The following is a 22,860-nucleotide window of genomic DNA, read 5'->3' as shown; positions in this document are numbered from 1 at the left end:
GCGGCCTGTGCGTCGTGGTGATCGCGTGGTTGGCGGTGGGTGGGTGGTAGGAAAGGCGGGTGAGCGAGCAGAGCGGGCATGACACCTCGGTCGCTGAGGCCGAGGTCGTGGAGCTGACCAGCGAACTGATCCGGATCGACACGACCAACACCGGGGACCCGGCGACCGTCGTGGGGGAGCGGGCGGCGGCGGAGTACGTCGCGGAGAAGTTGGCCGAGGTCGGGTACGAGACCACCTACGTCGAGTCCGGCGCGAAGGGCCGGGGCAACGTCTTCGCGCGGCTGGAAGGCGCCGACCCGTCGCGGGGGGCGCTGCTGGTGCACGGGCACCTCGACGTGGTGCCCGCCGATCCGCACGAGTGGTCCGTGCACCCTTTCAGCGGCGCCGTGCAGGACGGCTACGTGTGGGGGAGGGGGGCGGTGGACATGAAGGACATGCTCGGCATGACCCTGGCCACCGCGCGCCGCTTCAAGCGCGACGGCATCGTCCCCCCGCGCGACATCATCTTCGCCTTCCTCGCCGACGAGGAAGCCGCGGGCGACTACGGCTCGCAGTGGCTGGTGCGCAACCGGCCCGAGCTGTTCGAGGGCGCCACCGAGGCCATCAGCGAGGTCGGCGGCTTCTCGATCACGGTCAAGGACGGCGTCCGCGCCTACCTGATCGAGACCGCGGAGAAGGGCATCGCCTGGATGAAGCTGCGCACCCGGGGCCGGGCGGGCCACGGGTCGATGGTGCACGACGACAACGCCGTCACCAAGCTGACCCAGGCCGTCGCCAAGCTCGGCACGCACCGCTTCCCCATCGTCATGACCGACTCCGTGCGCGAGTTCCTCGCCGCGATGAGCGAGCTGACCGGAATGGACTTCGACGAGGACGACCTCGACGGCACGGTCGGCAAGCTCGGCACCGTCGCCCGGATGATCGGCGCCACCCTGCGCGACACCGCCAACCCCACGATGCTCGACGCCGGGTACAAGGCCAACGTCATCCCGTCGGTCGCCGAGGCGATCGTGGACTGCCGCGTGCTCCCCGGCCGGGAGGCCGCCTTCGAGCGCGAGCTGGACGAACTGCTCGGCCCCGACGTCGAGCGGGAGTGGGTCAGCAAGCTGCCCCCCGTCGAGACCACCTTCGACGGCGCCCTGGTCGACGCCATGACGAACTCCATCGTCGCCGAGGACCCCGGCGCCCGCGCCATTCCCTACATGCTCTCCGGCGGCACCGACGCCAAGGCGTTCAGCTCCCTCGGCATCCGCTGCTTCGGCTTCGCGCCGCTGCGCCTGCCCGCCGACCTGGACTTCAGCGCGCTGTTCCACGGCGTCGACGAGCGCGTGCCCGTCGACGCGCTGCAGTTCGGCACCCGCGTGCTGGACCGGTTCCTGCGCGACTGCTGAGCGCCGAGCCGGGCCGATGGGCGCGCCCGACCAGGGCGCTCGTCGGCCCGGCGCAGGCGGTCCTGCGCACTTCGGGGGCAACATGGTGAACCGGATGGGCGAGAACACCGTACTTCCGGGAGACTCACCGCCTGATCTACGGCGATACCGGAGGTGTCCATGCCGGAGTTCGTGAACGGACTGCCCCTGCACGTGCTCGTGATCCACGCGGTGGTCGTGTTCGTGCCGCTCGGGGCGCTCGGCACGGCTGTCATCGCGTTCTGGCCCGCCGCGCGCCGCCGGATCGGGTGGGTCGTGGCCGGGGTGGTGGCGCTCGGCACCGCGCTGACGCCGATCGCCTCGCAGAGCGGCGAGCTGCTGCAGAACCGGCTGCCGGAGAACCCGCTCATCCAGGCGCACGCCGAGCTGGGCGACCAGCTCATCTTCTTCGTCGCGCCGCAGCTGCTGGCCGTGCTCGGCCTGATGATCGCCCACACCGCCCAGCAGTCCGCCGAGCGCGCCGAGAGCGGCAACCCGGCCCGGGCGAAGATCGTCGTCATCGGTATCGCGGTGCTGGCGGTGGGCCTGTCGGCGGCGGCGAGCGTGCACGTCTTCCGCGTCGGCGAGGCGGGCTCGCGCGCGGTGTGGGAAGGCGTCGCCAACCTCCCCGCTAGGTGATCACGCCGCCCAGGGCGCCGGGGCGGCGCTTGCGGCGCAGCCACACCTTGCGGGTGCCGTCGGCGTAGAGGCGCACGTTGGACAGCTCCCACCCGGAGAACTCCGCGTGGATGGCCAGCTGGGTGGCCGCCGTCACCCGCGACACGTGAGGCGGCAGCCGCAGCGGCCGGTACTCCCAGTCGCCGTCGATCACCCCTTCGGTCATGGCTTGATCACCTGGACACCTCCTCCGCTCGCGGACGCCACCACCACGCTGCCGTCCGCAGGGTCGACGGCCACCGAGTTGGGCTGGCCGACGGTGGGGAACCGGTACCGCTCCTCGGGCTCGCCGCCCGCGACGTCGAAGCCGACCACCTCGTTGGTGGCGGTCAGGGTGACCCACGCCAGGTCCCGTTCGGCGTCGTAGGCGATGCCGTACGGCGAGCCGGGGACCGGGTAGCGCTGGCGCAGCAGCAGCGGGTCCATGCTGAAGGCCAGCAGGGCGCCGCCCCTGGTGTCAACCACCAGCACCCGTCCGAACCGGTCGGCGACGCCGTTGGTGGCTCCCTCGCCCGCGCGCAGGCCCTCCTCGATGTCGCCGTCGCCGAAGTCGACGCGGAAGACGGCGTTGCGCAGGCGGTCGAGGACGGCGGCCTTGTCGCCGCTGGCGAAGACCTGGTCGGCGCTGAGCAGGCCGCCGGAGAGGGTCGTGGCCACGCCGCTCTCGCCGAGGACGGCGACGCCTTTCCCGCCGCGCAGCGCGACCAGGGCGCCGTCGGGGCGGGGGGTGGCGGCGACGGGTGCGCCGTCGACCGGCGTCTCGGTGAGCGCGCCGCCGGGCTCGATGCGCACGACCGCGTTCTGGGCGGGCAGGGCGGCGAGGAAGGCGGTCCCGTCGGTGGACAGGGTCTCGGTGGGGCCGGGGAGGGCCACCTGGCGGGGGGCCTCGGTGAGGGCGTCGAGGTCGTAGAGGTCGACGCCCTTGCCGGTGGCCACGGCGAGGGTGCGCCCGGCGATGGCGGCCGCGGTGGCGGGGTCCGCGTCGAGGACTTGGCCTGCTGGGGTCGCGGCGGGCTCGGGGGAGCGGGCCGCGGTGGCGGCCACCGGGTCGGTGGTGACCATCAGCTCGTCTTGGGGCTGCGCGTTCGAGCAGCCCGTGACGAGGACGGCAGTGGCCACGACGGCGACCGTACGGCGCAACGAACCCCTCCGAGGGAATCGGCTGAAAGGACGGACCTCCAGCATCCCGCACGGCGTGGCGGTCGACCACGTCCATGTGGGCTGTGTCGCCCGGCCGATCGACGGTTGTCGGGGTGTAACGGCCGAGGTCGTGGGGTCGACACCCGAGGTGCGGGAGGAATCAATGGCGATCGATCCTATGCACTTGCCCATCTTCGGTGACCCGCGGCTGGTGGAACCGCCGGTGGCGGTCCGGGCCGCGGTGGCTTTGCTCGTGGCCCAGGCGGGCGTGACCGTGCTGGAGGTCGTCCGCACGGGGGCCGATCCGACTCTTGTGGTGCTCTCCGTGGCGTTGACGCTGGTGTTCCTGCACTGGGTGCGGGACGGGCGGGAGTGGGCGCGCAACGCGGCGTGCGCGGGTGGGTTCGCGTCGCTGGTGCTGACGGTGGGAATGGTCGGGGGAGTGGTGGACCTCGGGGTGGTCGCGGTGGGGGCGGTGTTGCTGGTGGTGGCTGTGCGGTTGATGTACCGCGCTGATGTGCGCGCGTACTTCGAGGAGACGGACTCAGAGTCGGCCTGAGCGACGTTCAGGCCCTCAGCGCTGACTCTCCGTGGTTCTCCGCATGCTGTGTCCATCTTGATCGAGGCGCTACTCCCCTCGGTTAACTATCAGGTATTCACTATCAAGATAGTGGACTGTGATACTCATCGGGACTTAGGAGGGGCGGAACGGTGACCCATTCAAAAGACGCACAGAAAAGGGGCGTCTGATCAGTCCAGGTGGCGTTCGGGGTAGGCGAGGTCGGGCCTGCTGACGTCGTCCAGGGCGGCGCGGATCGCCGGGGGGAGGACGAGGGATTCGGCGGCGAGCCAGCCGCGGAGCTGGGCGGTGTCGCGGGCGCCGACGACGGGGGCGGTCACGCCGGGGCGGTCGCGGACCCAGGCCAGGGCGACGGCCAGCAGGGAGGTGTTGAGCCCTTCGGCCGCGGTGGCGACGGCCTGGACGATGCGGGCGGCGCGCTCGGTGCGGTGCTGTTCGATGTAGCCGCCCCAGGTGGGGGAGGCGCCGCGGGAGTCCGCGGGGGTGTTGGCGCGGTATTTGCCGGTGAGGACGCCGCGGCCGAGCGGGGCCCAGGCGAGGATGCCGACGCCGTGGTGGGTGGCGGCGGGGACGACTTCGCGTTCGACACCGCGTTCCAGCAGGGAGTACTCGACCTGGGTGCTGACCAGCGGGGCGGCGCCTGGGGTGAGCGCGGAGCGGGTGGCGGCGGTGGCGGTCTGCCAGCCGCTGTAGTTGGAGATCCCCGCGTAGCGGACCTTGCCGCTGCGGACGGCGGCGTCGATGGCGCAGAGCGTCTCCTCCAGGGGGACGTGGGCGTCCCAGGCGTGCAACTGCCAGAGGTCGACGTGGTCGGTGTCGAGGCGGGTGAGGGAGTCCTCCAGGGCGCTGAGCAGGGCGCCGCGGGACGCGCCGCCGCCGAAGGGGCCGCTGTGGCGGCGGGCGACGGCCTTGGTGGCGATGACGACGTCATCGCGGGGAACGATGTCGTCGATGAGGGTGCCGAGGAGGCGCTCGCTGTCGCCGTCGGAGTAGACGTCGGCGGTGTCGATGAGGGTGCCGCCCGCTTCGGTGAAGGCGGCGAGCTGGCCCGCGGCGGCCTCGGCGTCGGTGTCGCGGCCCCAGGTCATGGTGCCGAGGGCGAGTCGGGAGACCCGCAGTCCGCTGCGTCCGAGGTGTCGTTGCTCCACGGCGGGTAACCCTAGGGCGCTGGTGGGGAACTTGCGGGGAACGCCACTCCGGTCAAGCCCTACCGGGGGGTAATGTCACCCGGGTGCGACTCGGACTGAACATGGGTTACTGGGGTTCTGGCAACGACGCGGCAAACCTGGCGCTGGCCAGGGAAGCCGACCGGCTGGGCTATTCGGTGGCGTGGGTCGCCGAGGCGTACGGGTCGGACGCGCCGACGGTGCTGGCGTGGGTGGCCGCGCAGACCGAGCGCATCGATGTGGGGTCGGCGATCCTGCAGATCCCGGCGCGGCGGCCGACGATGGCGGCGATGACGGCGGCGACGTTGGACACGCTCTCGGGTGGGCGGTTCCGGCTGGGGTTGGGGGTGTCGGGGCCGCAGGTGTCCGAGGGCTGGTACGGGGTGAAGTTCGACAAGCCGCTGGGTCGTACTCGGGAGTACGTGGAGATCGTGCGCTCGGCGCTGCGCCGGGAGCGGGTGTCCTATGACGGGAAGCACTTCACGCTGCCGCTGCCGGATGGTCCGGGCAAGCCGCTGAAGCTGACGGTGCACCCGGTGCGCGAGGAGATCCCGGTCTACCTGGCCTCGATCGGGCCGAAGAACCTGGAGCTGACGGGCGAGATCGCCGACGGGTGGTTGGCGATCTTCTATTCGCCGGAGCACGGTCGGGAGTCGTTGGAGCGGATCGCGGCTGGTCGGGCGAAGGTGGGCAAGTCGCTGGACGGGTTCGACGTGGTGCCGACGATGCCGCTGGTGGTGCAGGACGACTGGGAGGCGGCGGCGGATTCGGTGCGGCCGTACGCGGCGCTGTACGTGGGCGGGATGGGGAGCCGGGAGCAGAACTTCTACAACAACCTGGCGTGCCGGATGGGCTTCGAGGCCGAGGCGGCGCGGGTGCAGGACCTGTACTTGGCGAAGGACTACGCGGGGGCGGCCGCGGCGGTGCCGACGGGGTTTGTCGACCAGACGTCGCTGCTGGGGCCCAAGGAGCGGATCGCGGAGAAGATGCAGGCCCTGGCCGAGTCGGGGGTCACCACACTGACGGTTTCACCCATCCTGCAAGATCTTGAGCGAAGCCTGGCGGCGCTGCGGACCGCCGCGGAAGCTCTGGATCGTGCGGGAGTCGGTTCTTGACGTGGTTTGAAGCCCTGGTTCTTGGCCTTGTCCAGGGGTTGACGGAGTTCCTGCCGATCTCGTCGTCGGCGCACGTGCGGATCGTGTCGGAGTTGTTCTTCGGCGGGGACGCGGGTGCGTCGTTCACGGCGGTGATCCAGCTCGGGACCGAGCTGGCGGTGGTCATCTACTTCGCCAAGGACATCTGGCGGTTGTTGAAGGCGTGGTTCCGCGGGTTGTTCTCGCGGGAGGCGCGCCAGGACCCGGATTACAAGTTGGCCTGGTACGTGATCTACGGGTCGATCCCGATCGCGGTGCTGGGGGTGCTGTTCAAGGACGAGATCCGGTCGGGTCTGCGCAACCTGTGGATCACGGCGATCGTGCTGATGGTGTTCGCGGCGATCCTGGCGATCGCGGATGAGACGGGTCGGCAGGCGCGGACGCGGCTGACGTTGAAGGACTCGTGGGTGATGGGCTTCGCCCAGGCGATGGCGCTGGTGCCGGGGGTGTCGCGCTCGGGCGGGACGCTGACGGCGGGGCTGTTCCTGGGGTTGAGGCGCGAGGACGCGACGCGGTACGCGTTCCTGCTGGCGATCCCGTCGGTGTTCGGGGCGGGGATCTTCTCGATCCCGGACGTGATGGACCGCAGCGGGCCTGGTTTGCAGGCGGACATCCCGCAGACGATCGCGGCGACGATCGTGTCGTTCGTGGTGGGGTACGCGTGTGTGGCGTGGTTGCTGCGGTATGTGGCGAAGCACAGCTACATGGTGTTCGTGTGGTACCGGATCGCGTTGGGTGCGGTGCTGTGCGCGTTGCTGGCGACCGGGGTCGTGAGCCCGACCTGATCGGGTCGGCTTAGGCTCGGGTGCGTGGCCACCGTCGTTCTTCTCCGTCATGCCCGGTCCTCCGCCAATGGCGCGGGGGTGTTGGCCGGGCGCAGTGAGGGTGTGTTCCTCGATGCGACGGGGGAGGGTCAGGCGGCGGGGCTGGTGGACCGGCTGGGGGGTCTGCCGGTGCGGTCGGTGGTGGTGTCGCCGTTGACGCGGTGTCGTCAGACGGTGGGGCCGCTGGTGGCGCGGTGGGGGGTGGAGCCGGTGGTGGAGCCGGGGTTGTCGGAGGTCGACTACGGCTCGTGGACGGGCAAGGCGATCAAGGATCTGGTGGGGGAGCCGCTGTGGAAGGTGGTGCAGGGGCATCCGTCGGCGGCGGTGTTCCCGGACGGTGAGGGGTTGGCCCAGGTCCAGGCGCGGGCGGTGGCGGCGGTGCGGGCGCATGACGCTCGGGTGGCGGCGGAGTTCGGTGAGCAGGCGGTGTGGCTGTTGTGCTCGCACGGTGATGTGATCAAGTCGATTCTGGCGGATGCGCTGGGTCAGCACCTGGATTCGTTCCAGCGGATCGTGGTGGACCCGGCGTCGGTGTCGGTGGTGCGGTACACGCCGTCGCGGCCGTTCGTGGTGCGGATGAACGACTGTGGTGGGGATCTGGCTGGGGTGGTGCCGCCGGAGCCGTCGGCTGGGCAGCCTGCTGGGGATGCGACGGTGGGGGGTACGACGGGGGCCGCTGCCGGGCACGGTGCGTGACGGTGGGCGTGGTGTCGAATCGGTGGTGGGGCGGGGTGGGTGAATTCGCGTTGGCGTCCGGTGGGGCGGGGACGGCATGATGGGGGAGGGGAGTGCGGCGAGTGTGGCCGGGCGTCGACGAGGAAGCGGCGCTCGGCCATTGCTCGTTTCAGGGGGTGGTGGGGATGGTTGTGGGATGGGGTGAGGGGTGAAGGTGGGGAGTTGCGGGGCGGCGGGTGGGTAGGGAGGGCCTGTGGCGGGTGAGGTGTGGAGGCGTAGGTAGCCGAGGTGAGGTGAGTGGGCGCCTGTAGCAAGTGGGCGCCTGAGGCGAATGGGCAGTGAGGTGACGTGAGGTAGGTAGTTGGTAGGTCCGGGTGCGGGTTGGGTGGCGAGTTGGCCTGGTTGGGGGCTGCGGCTGGTGGTGGGGTGGTTGGCGGCGTGTGGTTTGGCTGAGGGGTGAGGAGCGGTTCGGGGCGCGGTGGTCTTGGTGACGGTGGGTGCGGTTCGGGGGTGGGGCGAGTTGGTTGTGCGGGTCTGTGGTCGGGGTCGCGGGGGTGGTTGGGGTGGTCGGGGGCGGAATGGAGGTGGGTTTGCGGGGTGGCGGGGAGGGCGGTGTTGGCCTGGTCAAGTAGGGTGCGCCGCCAAATGTTCACTCGTTCGGGGACGGGGTTGTCGATGTCGGCTGTTGGGGTGCGGTTCGTGGCTGAGGTGGATCTGGGGGCTTGGCGGCGGAGGGTGGTGCCGTGGGTGGTTGCGGTGGTGGGGGTTGTTGGGGGCGGGGTGGCGTTGGGTGTGCTGGGGGTGCCTTGGGGTGCGGTCGGGGTGTTGGTGGGGGTGGGGTTGGTGGTTCCGGGGGCGAAGGTGGTGACGTTCGCGGCGCAGCGGAGGCGGCGGGAGTCGCCGTTGGCGATGGATGGGGCGGGGGTGTGGGTGCCGACGGCGCAGGGGTTGGCGTTCTTGCCGTGGGAGACGGTGCGGGCGGTTGTGGTGGATGGGCCTACGGTGCGGTTTCGGGTTCGGGCTGGGGTGACTCCGGAGACCGAGGGGGTGCGGGGGATGCATCGGCGGGATGTGTGGCCGGTGGCGTCGGGGCCGGGGCTGCCGGTGGATACGCGGTTGTTCTCGCGGGGGGTGGATGAGGTGCGGGCGGCGGTGCGGGAGTTTTCGGGTGGGCGGCTCTAGGCATGCCGTTGTGGCTATGCGCAGGTCGGTGCGGGTTTCGCTGGTTCTGCGCAGCACCGAGCCGTGGGTGGCGGAGTGGGTGGTGATCAGACATGGGTGAGGAGGGCGTGGGCTGAGTGGTGGGCTTGGGCGGTGGTGAGCTGGGCGGATGCTGGTGTGGTCGCCGAGGGCGGAGCAATGGGTGGGCCGTCGGCGTCGACCAGGTGGGCTCGACAGGTGGGCTCGACAGGTGGGCTCGACAGGTGGGCTTCTGTGGTGGGGCGGATGTTGGCGTGGAGCCGAGGGCGGGGAGTGACGGTTGGCGGCGGTGATCGGGGATTGCGCGGTCGCGCGGATGCGGCTGGTGGTCGGCGGGCGTGGAGGCTGAAGAGGTGTGGGGGATGGATGCGGTGGGTGGGTGAGTTGAGGCGGTGGTGGGGATCAACGTGCTGAGGGATGGGATTGGTATCGCTCTCTGAGGGACGGGGGCCTGGTGGTGGGGTTGGTTTCGGTAAACGACGCTAGGCAGGGGGAAGGGTGGGTGGTCGTTGGTAGGCGGGGTGGGGGGCTGGTGGTTGGTTGGGTGTTGTGCCTGGCGGGGGCCCACTGTGAGTGATCCCTCGGCCGCATGAGCATCACTCACTCGGATGACTACTTCTGAGCGCTCGGGTGGTTACAGTGCGCGCATATCGGGCGGCGGGGAGAGGGGGTGACGGCCGTGCCTCGTGTGGGTGCGCCTTTGTTGGACCTGGTTCGGATGTCGGGGGCTCGGCGTCGGGGGGCGGGGTCGCCGGATGTGGTGGTGGGGATGGTGGCTGAGCCCGGTGAGGCGGGGGTGTTGGCTGCTGTGTTGTCGGCTGAGCCGTTGGCCTTGTGTCCGTTGTCGCCGGTGGTGGTGCAGCCAACGGGGGTCGCGGGTGCGTCGCCGGGTGGGTTGGCGGTGGCGGTGGCGGCGTTGGTGGCCGATGGGGCTCGGGTGGTGTTGGTGGGGACGCCCATTGGGGATGGGCATGAGCGGGAGCGGCGGGATCTGGTGGCGGTGTTGGATGCGGCGGCGGCTGCTGGGGTGATCGTGGTGGCCGCGGCGGGGGCGGGGCCGGTGGAGTTGCTGGGGCATTCGTGGGTGGTGCCGGTGGCGTCGTGTTCGGGGTCGGGGCGGTTGAGTTGGTTCGTGGAGTTCGAGGACGCGCAGCGGGGGTTGCTGGCGCCGGGGGAGGGGGTGCCGGGGCCGATGGGGGTGGTGTCGGGGAACGGGGTGGCCGCGGCGGTCGTGGCGGGGGCCGGGGCGTTGGCGTGGGGGATGTTTCCGGAGGCTACGGGGGCGCAGGTGCGGTCGGCGCTGTTGATCGGGTCGGTGCATGTTCACCGGTCGGGGCCGCCGTTGCTGGACGTGGCTCGGGCGGTGGAGTTCTTGGAGCGGCTGGCCGTGGGGCGGGCGGCGTGGCGGGGCACCGGGTGAGGGCGCGGAACTGGATGGGCAGGAGAGTCGGGTCAGGTGCGGAGGACGGCCGAGCGCGGGTGAGGACGGCTGAGTGTGCGGTGCGGCTGAGCGGGGAGTGCGGCCGAGTGGAGGTGTTGGCCAAGGTGTGCGGCTGAGTGGGTGAGTCAGGTAGTCGAGTCGGGTGGAGGCTGAGTGACGGTGTGGGATGGCGAAGTGGGTGGGGCCTGGGGTGTGGGCTCTGAAGGGGAATGGCAAGTGGGGGCGGGGGTGCTGGGTTGGGGGGTGCGGAGTTGCAGGGTTGGGGTGTGAGGCAGTTCGGTGCGGGTTTGTGAGGGTGCTCACGGAGGTTCGGGGTGGTGGGGGTTGGGGCCGGTTTTCTTGATCGTCTTGGGGCAGGTGAGTGGGGGCGATGTGGAGTGGTCGGGTGTGGGGGTGGGGTGTGGGGGCGCCTGGGTGGAGGGGTGGAGAGGAGCCGGTTGGCCCATTGCGTCAAGGGGGCGCATGTGCCTTGTGTAGGCTCATCTCCCGATGACCGCCGCCGCCCCGACTCCAGACACGGACGCCTCTTTGGTCGCCGACGAGCCTGTTCCCGCCGTTCCGGCGGCGACGAAGCCGCCTCTTCCCGTGCGCACGATCGCGCTCGGGGTGGTGGGCAGTGTGATGGTCCTGCTGGGCGCTTTTGGCGCGGGCGGGGTGCTGGCGCGGGATCCGGTGCTGGGGCACGGGCCGTTGTCGTGGGTGCGGTTCGGGCATGGGCAGATGTTGGCCACGCTGGTGCTCTACACCGGGTTCTTGTTGATGGTGTGGGCGTGGGTGCGGTTGGGGCGGCACGTGTTGGCCGGGCGGGTGGGGTCTCGGCCGGTGCTGGTGGCGGCGGCGTGTTGGGCGGCGCCGCTGTTGATCGCGCCGCCGTTGTTCACGCGGGATGTGTTCTCGTATCTGGCGCAGGGGGCTTTGCCGTTGTACGGGATGGACCCGTACAAGGTGGGGCCGTTGGCGTTGAGCGTGCCGGAGTTGGTGCAGAACGTGCACCCGTTCTGGCAGTCGACGCCCGCGCCGTATGGGCCGCTGTTCATCGCGTTGGCGAAGGGGATCGTGTCGCTGACCGGCACGAACATGATCCTCGGTGTGATTCTGACGCGGTTGGTGCTGATGGTGGGCCTGGTGGGTCTGCTGTGGGCGCTGCCGAGGCTGGTCAAGCACCTGGGCGGGTCGCTGCCGGTGACGTTGTGGCTGGCGATCGCCGGGCCGATGACGGTGGTGCACCTGGTGGGTGGGCCGCACAACGATCTGCTGATGGTGGGTCTGCTGGCGGCGGGCACGGTGTGTGTGCTGGAGCGCAAGCACGTGTTGGGGATCGTGCTGGTGACGTTGGGTGCGGCGGTGAAGGCGACGGCGCTGGTGGCGTTGCCGTTCCTGGTGTGGGTGTGGGCCGGGCACCTGTCGTCGACGCCGGTGCGGAACTTCGTGCGGGCGATCTGCGCGGCGGTGGCGACGTTCCTGGTGACGTTCGTGGGGGTGACGTTCCTGTCGCTGGGGGCGTTGGACCTGGGGTGGATCAACGGGCTGCAGGCGCCGACGATGATCGTGAACTGGCTGTCGCTGCCGACGGCGGTGGGCGAGGTCATCCACACGGTGGTGTCGCTGTTCGTGGACGCGAACAAGTCGTGGTTCATCAACATCGTGCGCGGGATCGGCGCCGTGGTGTTCGTGGTGATCGCGGCGCGGCAGTGGTGGCGTTCGCGGGAGGGCGGTCCGGACGCGGTGCGGCGGATGGCGTTCGTGCTGCTGTTGCTGGCTGTGCTGTCGCCGACGATGCTGCCGTGGTATCTGAGCTGGGGCTTCGTGATCGCCGCGGCGTTGGCGTGGAAGCAGCGGCAGCTGGCGATCCTGGTGGCTGTCGGGGTGTTCCTGGTGCTGACCTTCTCCCCCGGTGGTGAGGATCTGCTGTACAACTGGCCGTTCATCGCCGGTGCGGTGGCGGTGTCGGTGTTGGCGGGGATCTCGCTGGTGCGGCCGGATCCGCTGCGGCTGTTCCGGGACGACGACGAGCTGGCCAGCGTCTAACCCCGCGTGGGGGTAGACGGCTAACCCTTACGGGGGTTAGCGTGGTGGGCATGCCGAAGATCAACGTGTATCTGCCCGATGACCTCGCCGACGCCGTGCGCGACTCCGGCGTGCCCGTTTCCGCCATCTGCCAGCGCGCGCTGGAGCAGTCCGCGCGCCGGGTCGCGGCGATCCGCGCCGCGGACCTCGACGCCGAGCTGGAGCTGCCCCGCTTCACCGACCGGGCCCGCACCGCGATCCGCTTGGCGGTGGAGGCCGCCCGCGCCGACGGCGCGCCGGAGGTCGGGTCGGGGCACCTGCTGCGCGGGGTGCTCGACGAGGGCCAGAACCTGGCGCTGCGGGTGCTCGCTGCGCTCGATGTCGACCCCGGGCGGGTGCGCGCGGCGCTGCCCGCGGGGGTGGAGGACGGCGGTGCCACCGCCCGTTTCGGGGTGGACGCGGCCAACGCGCTGGAGCTGACGGTCGTGGAGGCCACGGCGCTGGGCCACAACTACGTGGGCTGCGAGCACCTGCTGATCGGGTTGGCCGCGGAGCCGGACGGGGCGGCGACGACGGCGCTGCGGTCGGTGGGGCTGGAGGTGCGGGCCATTCGCGGCGCGGTGAGCGCGGCGCTGGCCGGGTACGGGCACCTGCGTGCCCAGGGCGGGGAGATGTCGACGTCGGTGATCGCCGCGGCGCTCAAGCCGCTGGTGGAGCGCATCGAGGCGATCGAGGCGCGGCTGCGGTAGCGGCGAAATCGGGTTGCGGGGGGCGGCAGAGTGGCGGGTGTGGGTGACTCGCTGCTGGTGAACTTCGTGTACTGCCATCCCGTCGGGCACGCCGTGGAGGCGCTGCACTACGCCTTTGGCTACCACCGGGCCGATCCGGGCCGCCGGATCGGGGTGGTGCTGAACGCGGCGACCGCGCACGAGCTGGCGCGGCGGTGCCCGTGGGTGGATGAGGTGTACACGGTGCAGGTGGACGCGTTCACGTCCACGCGCTTCGACCTGTCGAGCATCCCGGCGGGCTGGGATTTCGTGGTCGACGACGTGCGTGGGCACCTGCCGGATCAGCGGGCGCTGTTTCCGGGTCTGGCGGCCTACTACGACGCGGCGGGCGCGTACTTCGCCGGGGCGCGCGGTGTCACCGGGGGGCCGCGGCCGGAGTACGCGCGTGGGCAGCACCTGCGCATCCCGGTGGAGCCCGCTGTGGTGGCGGGTGGGCCGTGGGTGGCGGTGCTGCCCGGTGGCAGCGCGCAGCGCTCGCTGTATCCGTCGGTGCGGTCGTGGCGGATGGTGATGGACGGGTTGCGCGAGCACATTCCTGGGGTGCGGCTGCTGCTGGTGGGCAAGCTGGTGGGCGACGGGCGCACCGCGACGACCTACAGCGCCGCGGAGATGGCCGAGCTGGCCGGCTGCGTCGATGATCTGGCGGTGGATGTGCCGTTGGTGGCGCAGTTGGAGCGGGTGGCGGCGTGCGGGGCGCTGGTGTCGCCGCATTCGGGGTTCGGGATGGCGGCGTTGGCGGTCGGCACGCCGTGGCTGGTGCTGGGCGGCAACAAGTGGGCCGAGTACTTCTTCAACGGCGTGCCGTTTCACACCGTGCTGCCCGATGTGGCGCGTTTCCCCTGCTACACCGGCATGGGTCCGGACCCGGCGCTGGTGCAGGACGACGGGCCGCGCGCGCCGAGCATGAGCCGGGAGCGGGTGGCCGCTGACCTGGGGGAGATCGTGGAGCGGACGGCGGCGCTGGTGGCAGGGCGGGTGGACTACGGGCAGGCGTTGGTGGAGCACGCCAGGGCACGTGCCGCGTTGGACCCGGGCAACCCGCTGATGACGTGGTCGCTGGATGACACGCTGGCTCGGGCGCTCACCGCGTGAGGCGGTGGTGGGCGTGCACGACCGCGTGGACGCGGTGGCCGAGAGCTGCTGGAGTTCGGCGGGGTCCTCGGTGGCGGCTTAGGCCAGGGCGGGTTCGGTGAGGGTGAGGACGCCGTCGTCGGCGTCGAGGCGGGCGTGGGCGCCGAGGGGGACGGTGAGTTGGTCGGGGCAGTGGCCGAAGCCCAGCTCCCACACCATGGGGACGCCGAGGCCGCCGAGCAGGTCGGCGACGACGTCGTAGATCTGCTCGGGGGTGCCGCAGCCGGACCAGGAGCCCAGGGCGATCCCGGCGACGCCGGTGAACCAGCCGGCGCGCAGCAGCTGGGTGAGCATGCGGTCGACGCGGTAGGGGGCTTCGGCGATGTCTTCCAGCAGCAGGATGGAGCCGTCGGGTGGGGGTGCGGCGTCCAGGGAGCCGACGTCGGCGGCCAGCAGGCTCAGGGTGCCGCCGCACAGGACGCCCTCGGCGGTGCCGTGTTCGGCGGTGGCGACCTTGGGGCCGGAGAGGACGGTGACGGTGTCGGGCTCGAAGAGGGTGGCGCGCAGGTGGTCGCGGGCTCCGGTGTCGAAGAGGTTCCCGGCGATCATGGGGGCGAAGAGGGTGACGAGGTCGAGTGCGGAGCCGAACGCGGAGTGCAGGGCGGTGATGTCGCTGGAGCCTGCGAGGACTTTGGGGCCTGCTTCGGCGAGGGCCTGCCAGTCGAGCAGGTCCAGGACGCGTTGGGCGCCGTAGCCGCCGCGGGCGCAGAGCACGGCGTCGACGGTGGGGTCGCACCAGGCGTTCTGCAGGTCGCTGGCGCGGTCGGCGTCGCGTCCGGCGAGGTAGGGCAGGCGGGGGTGGCGGTCGAGGGCGTGCTCGCCGACGCGCACGTCCAGTCCCCAGGACTTCAGTTCGGCGACGCCGTCGGCGAGCTGGTCGGGGTCGACGGGCCCGGCGGGGGAGACGATGGCGACGGTGTCGCCTTCGCGCAGGCGGGGCGGGCGGGTGCGGGTCATCGGGTCAGCTCCAGGGCGGGCACGCCGGGTGGGGTGAAGCCGAAGACCTGGCCGTAGAAGGACAGTTCGGCCTCGTGAGCGGCGGCGATGGCGGCCGCGGCGCGCAGGCCGTGGCGTTCGCCGTCGAAGGACAGCAGGGCGTGCGGGGTGGTGAGGGCCGCGGCGAAGCGGGCGCTCTGCTGTGGTGGGCAGACCGGGTCGTCGGCGCCTTGCACGATGAGGATGGGGCCGGTGACGTGGTGGGCTTTGCCCGCGGGGGAGCGGTCGCGGTAGCGGTGGGCGTGTTCGGGCAGGGCGCCGATGAGGGTGTGCACGTAGTGGGACTCGAAGTCGTGGGTTTCGGCGCGGCCGTCGGCCCAGGGGGAGAGGTCGAGGATGGGGCAGGTGAGGGTGGCGGCGGCGAAGACGTCGCTGTCGGTCATGGCCGCGGCGGCGGTGAGGCCGCCCGCGCTGGCGCCGCGCACGGCCAGGCGCTTGGGGTGGGCGGCGCCGGTGTCCAGGAGGTGGGTGGCCACGGCGAGGGTGTCGGCGACGTCGAGGACACCCCAGTGGCCGTGCAGGAGTTCGCGGTGGGCGCGGCCGTGGCCGGTGGAGCCCGCGTAGTCGACGGCGGCGACGCCGAAGCCGCGGCTGGTGAAGTAGGCGATGTCCAGGTCGAGGACGGGGGTGTGGGCGGTGGTGGGGCCGCTGTGGGGGTAGAGCAGCCACGGCGGGGGGTGTCCGTCGGGGGCGGTGTAGTCGGGGTTGGTGGGCGGGTAGAGCAGCACGGGGATGTCGTGGCCGTCGCCGCGGACCAGGGCGGGTTCGGGGTGGGGCAGGTAGGCGGGGTCGAGGGTGGAGGTGGGGATGTGGTCGGTGTGTTCGCCGGTGGACAGGTCGAGGGTGAACACCGTCCACGGCGCGGTGGGGCCGGCGCCGCGGGAGGCGATGACGCCGTCGTGGGCGTGCAGGTCGGCGGCCACGACCGGGTAGTCGGTGTCGACGTCGGTGACGGTGCGGGAGCGTTCGTCGAGGATGGCCAGGGCGCCGGAGCGCAGCACGGCGTGGCGGCCGCGGCCCAGCGGGGCGAACCAGGAGCGGCCCAGTTCCCACAGGGGGCCGCCGAGTTCGTTGTCGCCGTCGGCCAGGACGGTGGCGGCGCCGTCGAGGCCGATGCGGCACAGGGTCCACCAGCCGTGCGGGTCGGCCAGGGCCAGCAGCGAGTCCTCGGCTTCCCACCGCACCTGGCACACCGACACGCCGGGGCCGCCGGCGACGACGCGGTGGTGCCCGAGTCGCCCGTTGATGAGGGCGGCGACGCACAGTTGGGTGGAGTCCCACGGCATGTCGGGGTGGTTCCAGCCGAGCCAGGCGGCGAAGCGGCCGTCGGGGGAGGGTTGGGGGGCGCTCATGAAGCGGTGGGTGGCGCCCAGCACGCGCAGCTCGCCGGTGGCGGTGACGGCGACGAGGTCGCGGACGGGGCCGTCGCCGGTGGTGATCTCGCGCACGCACCACACCTCGCCGTCGGCGGCGGTGAGGTCGCTGTAGCGGGTGTCGGGGTCGGCGGGGGTCAGCGGGGTGGGGTCGGCGCCGGTGTAGAGGCGGCCGTCGGAGGCTTCGGTGAACACGGGCTGCCCGTCGAGGACGGTGAAGGGACGGCCGCCGTATTCGTGGACGTGGTTGCGCACGTCCCAGCCGTCGCCGATGACTTCGACGGGCCCGTCGGGGCCTGCGCGCAGCAGGGACACCGCGCCGCCGCGGTCGGGGCGTGCCAGGGTCCACCACGGCTGCCCGTCGTGCAGGGACACCCAGGTGGGGGTGGCGGTGGCGGCGGCGACGTCGGTGGCGGCGATGGGTGATTCCCACGTGCCGGGCTGGGCTGTCTGGACCACGCGACGACCCTACCGATGGACCGATACGGTGGACGCGTCAATGCTGCCAGGTGGGCACGGGCTGCCTGAGCGGGCGCCGTGCAATAAGGTTCCGAGGTGTTATGGCTCGCGTCATCCACGTCTTCCGCCAGCCCGACCGTTTCGTGGCGGGCACCGTCGGGCAGCCCGGCGACCGCGTGTTCTACCTGCAGGCCGTCGAGTCCGCCAAGACGGTGTCGGTGACCATCGAGAAACAGCAGGTGCAGGTGCTCGCCGAGCGGATCGGGTCGCTGCTGGAGGAGGTGCACCGGCGCTTCGGCGCGGAGGTGCCCGAGGACGTCGAGGAGAACGACGTCGACTCCGAGCCGCTGACCGTGCCGGTGGAGGAGGAGTTCCGGGTCGGCACGATGGGCTTGGGCTGGGACGCGGAGTCCAGTGCGGTGGTGATCGAGCTGCTGGCGATCACCGAGGGCGAGGTCGACGAGTCGGTGGTGCTCGACGACACCGAGGAGGGCCCGGACGCGGTGCGGGTGTTCCTGTCCCCGGTGAAGGCCAGGGCGTTCGCCGAGCGCGCCGACCGGGTGCTCAAGGCCGGGCGCAAGCCGTGCCCGCTGTGCTCGGAGCCGCTGGACCCGGGCGGGCACGTGTGCCCGCGGCAGAACGGCTACCGCCGCGGCGACGAAGACTGACCGTGCTGCCCACCGATCCCGGTGCCGAGGAGTTCCTGCGGCGCGGCGAGCTGGAGGTCGAAGGCCGGCTGGTCGACGCCTCCAACATCACCCTGTTCTGCGGGATCTCCGCCGACGGGGTGTCGGCGCGGTGTGTGTACAAGCCGGTGCGCGGGGAGCGGCCGCTGTGGGACTTCCCCGACGGCACGCTGGCCGGGCGGGAGGTGGCCTCCTACCTGGTGTCGCGGGAGGCGGGTCTGGGGTTGATCCCGCCGACGGTGCTGCGCGACGGGCCGCTGGGGCCGGGCATGGTGCAGCTGTGGGTGGACACCAAGGAGGGCGACGACCTGGTCGACCTGGTGGCCCCGGACGCGGTGCCGTCGGACTTCCGGGTGGTGCTGCACGCTCTGGACCGCCACGGCGACCCGGCGGCGCTGGTGCACTCCGGGGGTGTGGCGGTGGCGCGGCTGGCCGCGCTCGACGTGGTGATCAACAACGCGGACCGCAAGGGCGGTCATGTGCTGCACGGCACCGACGGCGGCGTGTACGGGGTGGACCACGGGATCTGCCTGCACGCCGAGCCGAAGCTGCGCACGGTGTTGTGGGGGTGGGCCGGTGAGCCGCTGCCCGATGACGTGCTGGAGCCGCTGGCGGCGCTGAAGGCGTCCCTGGACGGCGGTTTCGCCGACACCCTCGGCGAGCACCTGACGATCACCGAGGTGAAGGCGCTGCGCGCGCGGGTCGCCCGGCTGCTGGCGGTCCCGGTGTTCCCCGAGCCCGACAGCGCCGGACGGCCCAGCCCGATCCCCTGGCCCGCGTTCTAGGGCTCCCACAGCTGAAACGCGGTGCCCTCGGGGTCGGCGCACTCGGCGAACGCCCCGTAGGGCTTGCGGTCGACCTGCCCCGCCGTGCCGCCCGCCTCGCGCACCCGCGCCAGCGCCGCGGTCAGGTCGGTGACGCGGAAGCACAGGTCCACGCGCGGATCTGCCCCGCCCCACAGGCCGATCTGGCGGTCGGCGACCTGCCAGCCGTTGTCCACCGAGCCGGGGGTGTACCGCCAGCCCAGCACCGCCGCGTAGAAGGCTTTGGCGGTCTCGGCGTCGCGCACCACCACGGTGGCGTAACCGATGTCGCCGGGGCGGGCGGCGGGGGCGGCGTTGAGCATCCAGCGGTGCCCGAAGGGGTCCACCAGCACCGCGGTGCGCCCGTAGGGGTTGTCGACCGGGTCGCGTTCGGCGGCCGCGCCCAGGGCCAGGCCGCGGGTGTAGGCGGCGTCGACGTCGGCGACGCGCACGTGCAGGGTGTGGGCGTGCGGGGCGCCCGGGGTGGGGGCGGCGACGGGGATGTCCCCGGCCGCGCCGGCGTCGGCGAGCATGAGGACGCCGTCGCCGACGCCGATCTCGGCGTGGCCGATGCGCCCGTCGTCCATGACGTAGGGCTCGCCGCGCAGGTGCCCGGCGAAGACGGTGGCGTACCAGTCGATGGCGGCGCGGGCGTCGGCGACGATGATGTAGGGGCTGATCGCGGGCGCGGTGGCGGTCTCGGCTTCCGGGACGCGCGGCGCGGGGGCAGTGGTCTGCGGGGTCTGCGGGGTCTGTGTGGTCTGTGGCGGGGTGTCGGGCATGGCGGGGTCCTTCCAGTCCAGCACCGCGCGGCGCAGGCGTTCGCGCAGGTCGGCGGTGAAGTCGGGGTGCGGGTCGGTGGGGGTGTCGGCGGCGCGCAGGGCGTCGAACGGGTCGGGGGTCATGGCCGCCGTCCTTCCTGGGGCTCGCCGGGGTAGTGGCGGCGGAACGCGGCGCGGGCGCGCACCAGCAGCGCCTCGGTGGCGTGCACGGTGCGGCCCAGGTGTTCGGCCACCTCGGCGACGGGCAGCCCGTCGAGGTAGCGCAGGGTGAGCGCGGCGCGGTGGTGGGGGCCGAGGCGGGCGAGGGTGTCGCGGGCCAGCAGCGCGTCCAGGCACACCTCCCACGGGTCTTCCGCGGCTCCTGTCGACCCGGTGGCCAGGTCGGCGGCCAGGTCCTCGGCGCGGTCGCGGTCGCGGGCCAGGCGCCGCCAGTGGTCGGCGAGTTTGTGGCGGGCGACGCCGATCAGCCACGGCGTGGAGACGCTCACCTGGTCGCGGCGGGCGGCGGTGACCGCGGCCAGGAACGTCTCGGCGGTGAGGTCCTCGGCCAGCGGCGGGTCGCCGACGCGGGCCAGCAGGTAGCCGTAGACGCGCGGCAGCGCCTGGTCGTAGACCTCGAGCAGGGCCACGGCCGGGTCCGGCCGTGCTCTGGGGTGCGGGCTCACACCCCCATGGTCGTGCGGGCGGGGTGTTCTCCGACGCCCTGGCGGGGAACTTGTCACCCCGGCGTGGCGGCGGGTCCCACCGGGGTGGGGGTGGCTAGCGTGGCCGGGTGCGATCACAGGACTACGGGGATGTGCTGGGCGGGCGCAAGCCGGTGGCGGCGCCGGAGGTGGCCGCCGAGCCGGGCACGGTGGTGGAGGAGCCGGGGTCGGGGTTCTGCGGGGCGGTGGTGCGGGTGGAGCGCGGCACGGCCCGCCACGACGCGGTGGTGCTGGAGGACCGCCACGGCCGTCACCGGGTGTTCCCGATGACCCCCGCCGGGTTCCTCCTCGACGGTCGCCCGGTGACGCTGGTCAAGCCCGCCCCGGCGGCGGTGTCGGGGCCGCGGATGTCGGCGTCGGGGTCGCGGCGGGTGGAGGGGCTCGGTGCGAAGGTGGCCGCGGCGTCGCGGATCTGGGTGGAGGGGGTGCACGACGCGGAGCTGGTGGAGCTGGTGTGGGGCCACGACCTGCGGGTGGAGGGGGTGGTGGTGCAGCCGCTGGACGGGGTCGACGTCCTCGGTGAGCGGGTCGCGGAGTTCGGGCCGGGTCCGGGCAGGCGCCTGGGGGTGCTGGTCGATCACCTGGTGGCGGGCAGCAAGGAGGCGCGTATCGCCGAGCGGGTCGCCGGGGAGCACGTGCTGGTGACCGGGCACCCGTATGTCGACATCTGGCAGGCGGTGAAGCCCTCGGCGGTGGGGATCGCGGCGTGGCCGGTGGTGCCGCGCGGGGTGCCGTGGAAGGAGGGGGTGTGCGCGGCGCTGGGCTGGGGTGATGCGGGCGAGGGGTGGCGGCGGGTGCGCTCGTCGGTGACCGGATTCCGGGACCTGGAGGCGCCGCTGGTGGGCGCTGTCGAGCGGCTGATCGACTTCGTGACCGAACAGTGACGGGCCCATGCCGGTTTCGTCCCCCTCCGCGCGGCGGGTCTGGGAGGATGGGGTCATGGCGCTGATCTGGCTCATCGCCGGGATCGTGCTGATCGCGGCCGAGGTGCTCTCCGGCGATTTCGTGCTGGTCATGCTCGGGGCGGCGGCGCTGTTCGGGGCAGGCGCGGAGGCGCTGTTCGGGGTGCCCGCGGTGAGCGCGGCGGTGTTCGCGGTGGCGGCGCTGGGCCTGCTGGCCGGGGTGCGCCCGTCGGTGAAGCGCCGCTGGCACGGGAAGCTCACGGCCGACAACGTGGCCGGGCTGATCGGCGAGACCGCGGTGGTGACGGCCACCGTGGACGCCGACGGCGGGCAGGTTCGGCTGCGCGGCGGCGACTGGTCAGCGCGCGCCCTGGACGACCGGCAGGTGCTCGAACCGGGCACCGAGGTGCAGGTGGTGGAGATCGACGGGGCCACCGCGGTGGTGTACGCCCACGGTGCGTGAGCGCCGGGAGCGTGGTCCACTGTGGCCCCGAGGCGAGGCCCTGGACAGGGCCCGCGGTTGGGAGGACATGTGGACATCGGGTTGATCGTCGCGATCGTGGCGGCGCTGTTCGTGATCATCGTGCTGGTGAAGGCGGTGTTGGTGATCCCGCAGGCGCAGACCGCGGTGATCGAGCGGCTGGGCCGGTTCAAGGTGGTGGGGCAGCCGGGGCTGAACTTCCTGGTGCCGTTCCTGGACAAGGTGCGCGCCCGCATCGACATGCGCGAACAGGTGGTGTCCTTCCCGCCGCAGCCGGTGATCACGCAGGACAACCTGACGGTGCGCATCGACACGGTCGTGTACTTCCAGGTGACCGACTCGCGTTCGGCGGTCTACGAGATCTCCAACTACATCATCGCCGTGGAGCAGCTGACCACGACGACGCTGCGCAACGTGGTCGGCGGGATGAGCCTGGAGCAGACGCTGACCTCCCGGGACAACATCAACCAGCAGCTGCGCGGGGTGCTGGACATGGAGACCGGCCGCTGGGGCATCCGGGTGGCCCGGGTGGAGCTCAAGGCGATCGACCCGCCACCGTCCATCCAGGACTCGATGGAGAAGCAGATGCGCGCCGACCGGGAGAAGCGCGCGATGATCCTGAACGCCGAGGGTCTGCGCGAGTCGGCGATCAAGACCGCCGAGGGGCAGAAGCAGTCGCAGATCCTGGGGGCCGAGGGCGCCAAGCAGGCGGCGATCCTGGCCGCCGAGGCCGAGCGGCAGTCGCGCATCCTGCGCGCCCAGGGTGACCGGGCCGCCCGCTACCTGCAGGCCCAGGGCCAGGCCAAGGCCATCGAGAAGGTGAAGGCGGCGCGGCCCTCCCCGGAGGTGCTGGCCTACCAGTACCTGCAGACGCTGCCGACGATGGCCCAGGGCGATGCGAACAAGGTGTGGCTGATCCCCTCGGACTACGGCAAGGCGCTGGAGGGCTTCGCCCGCATGCTGGGCGCGCCCGGCGATGACGGGGTGTTCCGCTACGAGGCGCCCAAGGACGTGCCCGAGACCGCGCCGGAGGAGGACGAGGAGTCGGTGAAGGGCTGGTTCGACGTCTCCCCGGACCCGAAGGTCGCCGAGGCGGTGCGTGCCGCCGAGGAGGTCGCGCGCAAGGAGGTGGAGAGCCCGCTGACGGTGCCCAAGGCCGTGGGGCCCTCGACCGCGCAGGCCGCGGCGGACTCGCCCGCCCTGCCCGCCGGTGAGCCCGAGGTCGAGGCCACCCAGTCGGTGGCGCCGCCGTCGCCGCCCGCGGGTCTGCCCGTCACGCCCCCGCAGGGCCAGCCCGGCCACCAGCAGGCCGGCCCTCAGCAGGCCGGGCCCCAGCACAGTGGGCCGCCGCAGTACGGGCAGCCCGGCCAGTACGGTGCGCCGACCCCCTACGGCCAGCCGGGCCAGTACGGGGGCCCGCCCGCCCCGCCGCCGGGCCAGTACGGCCGCTGAGCACGGTGAAGGCCCCGGTGTCCGCGGTG

General features: G+C 72.3%; 22 protein-coding genes. 15 read left to right on the top strand and 7 right to left on the bottom strand.

Annotated elements, in window-relative coordinates; all coding sequences use genetic code 11:
- Positions 1–59 precede the first annotated feature (59 nt).
- Both ACFPM7_RS15265 and ACFPM7_RS15260 read left to right on the top strand, forming a co-directional pair.
- Positions 60–1,391 carry a M20/M25/M40 family metallo-hydrolase gene (locus ACFPM7_RS15265; protein WP_378248269.1) on the top strand — a complete coding sequence of 444 codons (1,332 nt, stop codon included), beginning with the start codon at positions 60–62 and terminating at the stop codon, positions 1,389–1,391.
- Between the two features lie 159 nt (positions 1,392–1,550).
- On the top strand, positions 1,551–2,048 hold the full coding sequence (locus tag ACFPM7_RS15260) for a DUF2231 domain-containing protein (RefSeq protein ID WP_378248268.1): 498 nt from the start codon (positions 1,551–1,553) through the stop codon (positions 2,046–2,048).
- Here ACFPM7_RS15260 and ACFPM7_RS15255 read toward each other — a convergent pair.
- Together ACFPM7_RS15255 and ACFPM7_RS15250 are read right to left on the bottom strand one after the other, a co-directional pair.
- A complete protein-coding gene (locus ACFPM7_RS15255) occupies positions 2,041–2,253 on the bottom strand; it encodes a DUF5703 family protein (protein WP_378248267.1) in 213 nt (70 codons plus the stop codon). The genes ACFPM7_RS15260 and ACFPM7_RS15255 overlap by 8 nt on opposite strands.
- Entirely contained in the window at positions 2,250–3,206 is a 957-nt protein-coding gene (locus ACFPM7_RS15250) for a YncE family protein (protein ID WP_378248266.1), read from the bottom strand. The genes ACFPM7_RS15255 and ACFPM7_RS15250 overlap by 4 nt, the downstream gene beginning before the upstream one ends.
- Before the next feature lie 205 nt (positions 3,207–3,411).
- Between ACFPM7_RS15250 and ACFPM7_RS15245 the strand changes: the two genes are divergently transcribed.
- The gene (locus ACFPM7_RS15245; protein ID WP_378248265.1) at positions 3,412–3,786 is read left to right on the top strand and encodes a hypothetical protein; all 375 of its coding nucleotides are present in this window, start codon (positions 3,412–3,414) and stop codon (positions 3,784–3,786) included.
- A gap of 191 nt (positions 3,787–3,977) precedes the next feature.
- On the opposite strand, the gene ACFPM7_RS15240 is transcribed toward ACFPM7_RS15245, so the two are convergent.
- Complete coding sequence (locus ACFPM7_RS15240; protein WP_378248264.1) at positions 3,978–4,955, bottom strand: aldo/keto reductase; 978 nt, start codon at positions 4,953–4,955, stop codon at positions 3,978–3,980.
- A gap of 83 nt (positions 4,956–5,038) precedes the next feature.
- Here ACFPM7_RS15240 and ACFPM7_RS15235 point away from each other — a divergent pair, with 83 nt between their 5' ends.
- The 7 genes from ACFPM7_RS15235 (at position 5,039) to ACFPM7_RS15205 (ending at position 14,154) form a co-directional block, all read left to right on the top strand.
- A complete protein-coding gene (locus tag ACFPM7_RS15235; RefSeq protein ID WP_378248263.1) occupies positions 5,039–6,088 on the top strand; it encodes an LLM class F420-dependent oxidoreductase in 1,050 nt (349 codons plus the stop codon).
- Complete coding sequence (locus ACFPM7_RS15230; protein WP_378248262.1) at positions 6,085–6,912, top strand: undecaprenyl-diphosphate phosphatase; 828 nt, start codon at positions 6,085–6,087, stop codon at positions 6,910–6,912. The genes ACFPM7_RS15235 and ACFPM7_RS15230 overlap by 4 nt, the downstream gene beginning before the upstream one ends.
- Positions 6,913–6,936: 24 nt before the next feature.
- Positions 6,937–7,647: an MSMEG_4193 family putative phosphomutase gene (locus tag ACFPM7_RS15225; protein ID WP_378248261.1), complete on the top strand. Its 711-nt coding sequence runs from the start codon at positions 6,937–6,939 to the stop codon at positions 7,645–7,647.
- 1,948 nt (positions 7,648–9,595) lie between these two features.
- Entirely contained in the window at positions 9,596–10,246 is a 651-nt protein-coding gene (locus tag ACFPM7_RS15220; protein ID WP_378248260.1) for a hypothetical protein, read from the top strand.
- A gap of 510 nt (positions 10,247–10,756) precedes the next feature.
- Positions 10,757–12,295 carry a polyprenol phosphomannose-dependent alpha 1,6 mannosyltransferase MptB gene (gene mptB, locus ACFPM7_RS15215; protein WP_378248259.1) on the top strand — a complete coding sequence of 513 codons (1,539 nt, stop codon included), beginning with the start codon at positions 10,757–10,759 and terminating at the stop codon, positions 12,293–12,295.
- Positions 12,296–12,345: 50 nt separating this feature from the next.
- On the top strand, positions 12,346–13,023 hold the full coding sequence (locus tag ACFPM7_RS15210) for a Clp protease N-terminal domain-containing protein (RefSeq protein ID WP_378248258.1): 678 nt from the start codon (positions 12,346–12,348) through the stop codon (positions 13,021–13,023).
- 39 nt (positions 13,024–13,062) lie between these two features.
- Positions 13,063–14,154 carry a glycosyltransferase family 9 protein gene (locus tag ACFPM7_RS15205; RefSeq protein ID WP_378248257.1) on the top strand — a complete coding sequence of 364 codons (1,092 nt, stop codon included), beginning with the start codon at positions 13,063–13,065 and terminating at the stop codon, positions 14,152–14,154.
- Between the two features lie 78 nt (positions 14,155–14,232).
- On the opposite strand, the gene ACFPM7_RS15200 is transcribed toward ACFPM7_RS15205, so the two are convergent.
- Both ACFPM7_RS15200 and ACFPM7_RS15195 read right to left on the bottom strand, forming a co-directional pair.
- Positions 14,233–15,150: a S66 peptidase family protein gene (locus tag ACFPM7_RS15200; RefSeq protein WP_378248256.1), complete on the bottom strand. Its 918-nt coding sequence runs from the start codon at positions 15,148–15,150 to the stop codon at positions 14,233–14,235.
- Positions 15,147–17,021, bottom strand: a complete 1,875-nt coding sequence (locus tag ACFPM7_RS15195; protein ID WP_378248255.1) for an alpha/beta hydrolase family protein — start codon at positions 17,019–17,021, stop codon at positions 15,147–15,149. The genes ACFPM7_RS15200 and ACFPM7_RS15195 overlap by 4 nt, the downstream gene beginning before the upstream one ends.
- 101 nt (positions 17,022–17,122) lie before the next feature.
- Between ACFPM7_RS15195 and ACFPM7_RS15190 the strand changes: the two genes are divergently transcribed.
- The gene (locus tag ACFPM7_RS15190; RefSeq protein ID WP_378248254.1) at positions 17,123–17,689 is read left to right on the top strand and encodes a DUF3090 domain-containing protein; all 567 of its coding nucleotides are present in this window, start codon (positions 17,123–17,125) and stop codon (positions 17,687–17,689) included.
- Between the two features lie 2 nt (positions 17,690–17,691).
- Positions 17,692–18,492: an SCO1664 family protein gene (locus ACFPM7_RS15185; protein ID WP_378248253.1), complete on the top strand. Its 801-nt coding sequence runs from the start codon at positions 17,692–17,694 to the stop codon at positions 18,490–18,492.
- On the opposite strand, the gene ACFPM7_RS15180 is transcribed toward ACFPM7_RS15185, so the two are convergent.
- Positions 18,489–19,415, bottom strand: coding sequence for a VOC family protein (locus ACFPM7_RS15180; protein WP_378248252.1), 927 nt, complete (start codon positions 19,413–19,415; stop codon positions 18,489–18,491). The two genes, ACFPM7_RS15185 and ACFPM7_RS15180, sit on opposite strands and share 4 nt — an antisense overlap.
- Positions 19,412–19,921 carry an RNA polymerase sigma factor gene (locus ACFPM7_RS15175; RefSeq protein WP_378248251.1) on the bottom strand — a complete coding sequence of 170 codons (510 nt, stop codon included), beginning with the start codon at positions 19,919–19,921 and terminating at the stop codon, positions 19,412–19,414. The genes ACFPM7_RS15180 and ACFPM7_RS15175 overlap by 4 nt, the downstream gene beginning before the upstream one ends.
- 143 nt (positions 19,922–20,064) lie before the next feature.
- On the opposite strand from ACFPM7_RS15175, the gene ACFPM7_RS15170 reads away from it, so the two are divergent.
- From ACFPM7_RS15170 to ACFPM7_RS15160, 3 genes are all read left to right on the top strand, one after another.
- Positions 20,065–20,880: a DUF3097 domain-containing protein gene (locus ACFPM7_RS15170; RefSeq protein ID WP_378248250.1), complete on the top strand. Its 816-nt coding sequence runs from the start codon at positions 20,065–20,067 to the stop codon at positions 20,878–20,880.
- 55 nt (positions 20,881–20,935) lie between these two features.
- A complete protein-coding gene (locus ACFPM7_RS15165; RefSeq protein WP_378248249.1) occupies positions 20,936–21,361 on the top strand; it encodes an NfeD family protein in 426 nt (141 codons plus the stop codon).
- 69 nt (positions 21,362–21,430) lie between these two features.
- Positions 21,431–22,831 carry an SPFH domain-containing protein gene (locus tag ACFPM7_RS15160; RefSeq protein WP_378248248.1) on the top strand — a complete coding sequence of 467 codons (1,401 nt, stop codon included), beginning with the start codon at positions 21,431–21,433 and terminating at the stop codon, positions 22,829–22,831.
- The last annotated feature ends 29 nt before the right edge of the window (positions 22,832–22,860 follow it).

The organism is Actinokineospora guangxiensis, from assembly GCF_042657845.1.
Taxonomy (GTDB): domain Bacteria; phylum Actinomycetota; class Actinomycetes; order Mycobacteriales; family Pseudonocardiaceae; genus Actinokineospora; species Actinokineospora guangxiensis.
This window is presented reverse-complemented; position numbering and strand designations above follow the sequence as displayed.